Raw genomic sequence first — 4,783 nt, 5'->3', positions numbered from 1 at the left:
CCGTCCTTTTTGGACGGGCGGGACGCCCATCCCACAATAACAATTAAAATTGTAAGTTATTTAATTCGCGATCCTTAGAAGGATAGAAGGAAGAATTACCGATTACAAATTACCGATTACAAATTGCCTAATTGTTGTTAGATTTCAAGGCAAAAAGCATCTCCAACTCAGCAGTTGTCGGTTGCGTAGAAGCTGTGGCTACGCTAACTCCTCGGAGAGAATTCAGCAATTCGGCGACGGGCGGGGAAAGTAAATTTGGCTGTACTGCGAGCAAATATTGGTTAGCCCAAGACATTGTTTTTTCCATATCTATGTAAAAGTAACCTTGGTTGACTTGCGGTAAAGAAGTGGCGATCGCCTGAAAACTCGGACTGCTGCTTAACGGTTGCGGTGGCGTCGAAGTAATCACATCAACTAAAGGGCCGCCGAAAGCTACAAATACAGAATTTTCATTCAGCCAACCGTGCCCGAATAAAGTGCCTTGCTGGGGTATTTGCCACTCCGTAACTTCTTTGCCTTGAACTTGTCTGGGGCCGACACTGACTGTAGGATTGCTTTTGGCGATCGCATCGAGTTTTTTCAGAGTTGCTTCTGCAGCAGGGCGATCGCTGGTTTCAAAAATCATCGCCGCCCCCATGCCCAACTGAGACAAAATCCCTTGATTGGAACCGATCGCCCCGATCGCAAATTCCCCATTCATCCAACCAAAAACCTCTCGATCCGCATCCAAATCCAACCGCTTAAAACTATTCCTCACCTGCTGAACTCCCCTGCCAACTTCCGGGCTATCTTGTGCCTCAGCGGTTGCTTGCGACCAAATTTGATCGATTCCCTTGCCGCCGACTAAAGCAATGGTTTCGCCCGGAAATCTGGGCAATAATTTCGATGCGAATTGTGGAGTTTGCTGCACGAATTGAGGGTCTAACTGAGCAATAGTTTTTACCCTCAATCCCGCACTATCCGCTCCAATTCCCGCAACCAAAGACTTAACCTGTTTGAACTGCGAAAACACTGTCCAAGGCAACTGGATATCAGCGGGCAAATTAGCTTTCAATTGCTCAATGGCCGCAGGATAGTCAGCAATATAAACAGTTGCGATCGGATTCTTGACACCAGCACTCTCTGCAAAAAACTTAGTTGTACTCTGCTGGGTGGCGAGGGAGGGTTCTCCTTTAAAAGTATCGATCGCCAATTCCACAGGCTTTTTCAAAGGAGCCATCACTAATTGGTCGTTCAGCAAAGCCACACTGTAGCGCTTGCCAGTTGGCTCTGCAATCTCAAAAATTTTAACTCCTTTATACTCGGTTTCTTGAGTAGTTGCACCGGGCTGAGATTTTAATTTATTCGCAAAATTCCAAGCGCTAATTTTATTTTTGACGCTGACTACTACCAGCAGTTTTGGAGGCTCTGTATTCGTGACAGCATCAGGGGGTAGCAAAGCGACCATCACCCCCCCCAGCCAAGGTTTTAAGTCCCTGTCAAAGTCGATTTGAGTGCCTGCCAAGCTTTGTTCTTGAAAGGTCTTCAAACCCATCCCTACCAACTTTTGAGCCCCAGGCGTGCCAAATCGCTGCAATTGTGACAACGCTTGGGGATTGGGGGAGATAAAGGCGGCCATCATTGCTTCGTCGGGCACAACTTTGGCGCTGTCTTGAGGGTTGGATACTTGTTGGCTCAAACCCTGGAAGTAAAAGTAGACCGCAGCGCTACCTGCTGCGGCGATGGAGGCAGCAATTAGAAGCTTTGATTTTTTTGCAGGCATGGTTTGTGTTCCTCGTGTCCTTTATCAGTTTAATGAAAATACACTTGGCTTGTGGGGAGGCGATCGAGGCTGCTTTTTATTTTTGTATGATTTAACACAAGTTTGGACGATCGTCTAAACTGCTAGAACTGTGCATTATTGGTAAAAGATGAAAGTAGCGATCGCGGGAGCAACGGGATTTGTAGGTAGCCGGCTGGTGGAGAAGCTGCAAGCTGCGGGACATCAAGTGGTGGTTTTGAGCAGGGATGGGGCGAAGGCTAGCCGAGTTTTTCCGGCTTCAGCTTATCCGAATTTAGAAGTTGTCGCCTACACTCCTGCGGAGTCTGGTGATTGGCAAAAGTCGATCGCGGGCTGCGAGGGTGTTGTCAATTTAGCAGGGGTTCCGATTGCGGAGGAAAGGTGGACGGAGGCGCGCCAGCAGGCAATTCTGGACAGTCGCACACTGACGACGGCAAAATTGGTCGAGGCGATCGTCAATGCTAATCCTAAACCATCTGTGTTTGTGAGTGCATCGGCGATCGGCTATTACGGAACCAGCGAAACCGCTGAATTTGACGAAACGAGCCTCGCGGGAAACGATTTTTTAGCAGCAGTTTGCAAAGACTGGGAAGCAGCAGCCCAACCTGCAAAAAATGCGGGAACGCGGCTAGCAATTTTGCGACTGGGGATAGTTTTGGGAATGGGAGGCGCGTTGGCAAAAATGCTGCCACCTTTTAAACTATTTGCAGGCGGCCCAATTGGGACAGGAAAACAGTGGTTTTCTTGGGTTCATCGCGAGGATGTGGTTGATTTAATTTTGTACGCTTTGCAAAATCCGCAAGTTGAAGGCGTTTTAAATGCGACAGCACCGAATCCGGTGCGGATGAATGAATTGTGTCAAACTTTAGGGGAAGTTTTGCAGCGGCCTTCTTGGTTGCCGGTGCCAGGTTTTGCTTTAGAAATGTTGTTGGGAGACGGGGCAAAACTTGTTTTGGAAGGGCAGAAAGTGTTGCCGAAACAAACTTTAGCTAGTGGTTTTCAATATCAATATCCGACGCTGAAATTAGCACTCGAAGAGATTTTATCTGGAAGTTAGGAAGCTACGGAATAGAACCCGCCGAATAGAATTCGGATGCTTCACAAACAAAGTCCGAGCTGAGAGGGACTCAAACAAAATTCCTCGTTACCAGGCTCTGCCTGGTAACGCATATCCAGAGGCTCTGCCTCGCTTTCCCCGAAAGCAGATGAACCATCAAGAAATAGCAACCGGGTTGACAATTCCCGCAGAACTCCCATTTCTTAAAGCTATCTGCTGGCAAATTGCTGATGTCAAAAAAATGAGTTTCAAGGAAATGCTATGCCGCTACGAATCTGGCTGGCATTATTGGGGAGTTTTGGGAAAACCTAGCTCGGAGGAACTGGCTTTTATTCAACAAATCAGCCAACACTATCAGTCTTGGTTAATAGCAGAACTGGGAAGCAGTTTTCCGCCAAAAAATCCAGAAAATTGGGTAAGTTCTCAAGCAATGTTTAAACGCGAAATTCATCAAAAGATATTAACTGTACTCAGCCACTTGAATGTCGAATTTCTACAGGAATGTCGGGCGTATTTTGGGGGCGGAACGTTGGTAAGTATGGAACACGGAGAATATCGGTTGAGCCAGGATATTGACTTTATGTGCCCGATGGATGATGGCTACCGTCTCCTGCGCCGAAAAGTTGCCGAAGGAGGCTATGATATGATTTTTGGTAGTCGCGATTCCCTTGGGGATAGCTTCGCTTCACGCATTGTTCTCCCGAACGATATTCAAGCCAACCAGTATGGGATAAGATTTCCTGTTATTGTTGACGGCACTACTATTAAATTCGAGATGGTTTGTGAAGGGCGACTTGAGTTGGGCGAACCAAATTATCCAAATTGGTCGCCTGTTCCTGGTTTGAATCAAATTGATAGTATAGCAGAAAAGTTGTTGGCAAATGCCGATCGCCCGGCTGTCGATCGGGTAAATTCTAGAGATTTAATCGACTTGGCTATTCAAAGGTTAGCGACTCCGATTCCCCAAAGGGCGATCGACAAAGCGGAAGCAGCTTATCAAGTTATGGAACCGCTCGATCGAGCGATTCAGTATTTCCAATATCGTCCCGATTATAGGGAAAAATGCTATGAGGTTTTGAGTATTGCAGAACCAAATAAAGTTATTGACGGTATCGATTTACTAGCTCAGGATTTAGGTCGGGAAATCACAGTCAGGACATTTAGCGAGACTATTTCCTCATTCCCCAGCTCTGCGCCGAATTGATCTTCCTCGTTCCCAGGCTCTGCCTGGTAACGCATTTCCAGAGGCTCTGCCTCGCTCTTTTCCATTCTTCGCTCTTTTCCCTTCTTTTTCCCCTCGTTACCAGGCTCTGCCTGGCCCCTCGTTACCAGGCTCTGCCTGATAACGCAGATCCAGAGGCTCTGCCTCGCTCCTTCAAACAAATCATCCGACTCAAAAATCAATCAAATCAACTGGCAACAATCCATCCTGACCCATATAATTTCGATAACTAGAATATCTCCAACAAGCTGGATCGTCAACATAGCCGCGCCTAACAGGATTATTGTGGATATACTCCAATTTTTGCAACAGCATTGCCTCATCCAAAATAGCTTGCGGGTGGAACCCTTCTTGCCATAGCTGATATTTTTGGTCTTTTTTGTGTAGCTTTTTATAGAATGCGAGTTGATCGAGGATGTTGGTAACTTGATGTTTTTCAAGCAAGTCAATTATGGAGCGAGCTGTAAATGATTTAAAATTTCTCATTTGCGTTGACAATTCAGAAGAAGTTACGATTAAGTGCAAGTGATTTTCCATCAGCACGTAACCGTGTAAAGCTAAACGCTTCTCCCGTTGCATAAAGCTTAAGGAATCTAAGACTATTTGTGCTATTTCTGCTTGACAGAAGACAGGAATCCAGTTGATAATTGTAGAGGTGACAAAGTGCGGTTGGTTGTCGGAATATATTACTTTGTATCTACTTCTTCCCATTGGGGCGATCGAG

4 protein-coding genes are annotated in these 4,783 nt (G+C 46.4%); 2 read left to right on the top strand and 2 right to left on the bottom strand.

The window, feature by feature from the left end; genetic code table 11:
* Positions 1 to 127: 127 nt before the first annotated feature.
* Positions 128 to 1,762, bottom strand: coding sequence for a DUF3352 domain-containing protein (locus QUB20_RS27070; RefSeq protein ID WP_333251082.1), 1,635 nt, complete (start codon positions 1,760 to 1,762; stop codon positions 128 to 130).
* Between the two features lie 148 nt (positions 1,763 to 1,910).
* On the opposite strand from QUB20_RS27070, the gene thyD reads away from it, so the two are divergent.
* Positions 1,911 to 2,837, top strand: coding sequence for a thylakoid membrane protein ThyD (thyD, locus tag QUB20_RS27065; protein WP_333251078.1), 927 nt, complete (start codon positions 1,911 to 1,913; stop codon positions 2,835 to 2,837).
* Between the two features lie 148 nt (positions 2,838 to 2,985).
* Positions 2,986 to 4,041 carry a nucleotidyl transferase AbiEii/AbiGii toxin family protein gene (locus QUB20_RS27060; RefSeq protein WP_333251075.1) on the top strand — a complete coding sequence of 352 codons (1,056 nt, stop codon included), beginning with the start codon at positions 2,986 to 2,988 and terminating at the stop codon, positions 4,039 to 4,041.
* 189 nt (positions 4,042 to 4,230) lie between these two features.
* Here QUB20_RS27060 and QUB20_RS27055 read toward each other — a convergent pair.
* On the bottom strand, positions 4,231 to 4,783 hold a 553-nt coding region (locus QUB20_RS27055; protein WP_333251072.1), incomplete at its 5' end, for an REP-associated tyrosine transposase.

The sequence above is a fragment of the Microcoleus sp. B4-C2 genome (assembly GCF_036705265.1).
Taxonomy (GTDB): domain Bacteria; phylum Cyanobacteriota; class Cyanobacteriia; order Cyanobacteriales; family Microcoleaceae; genus Microcoleus.
This window is presented reverse-complemented; position numbering and strand designations above follow the sequence as displayed.

Coding starts and splice junctions, on each gene's coding strand:
- QUB20_RS27070 (WP_333251082.1), bottom strand. CDS start 1,762: ATGCCTGCAAAAAAATCAAAGCTTCTAATTGCTGCCTCCATCGCCGCA.
- thyD (WP_333251078.1), top strand. CDS start 1,911: ATGAAAGTAGCGATCGCGGGAGCAACGGGATTTGTAGGTAGCCGGCTG.
- QUB20_RS27060 (WP_333251075.1), top strand. CDS start 2,986: ATGAACCATCAAGAAATAGCAACCGGGTTGACAATTCCCGCAGAACTC.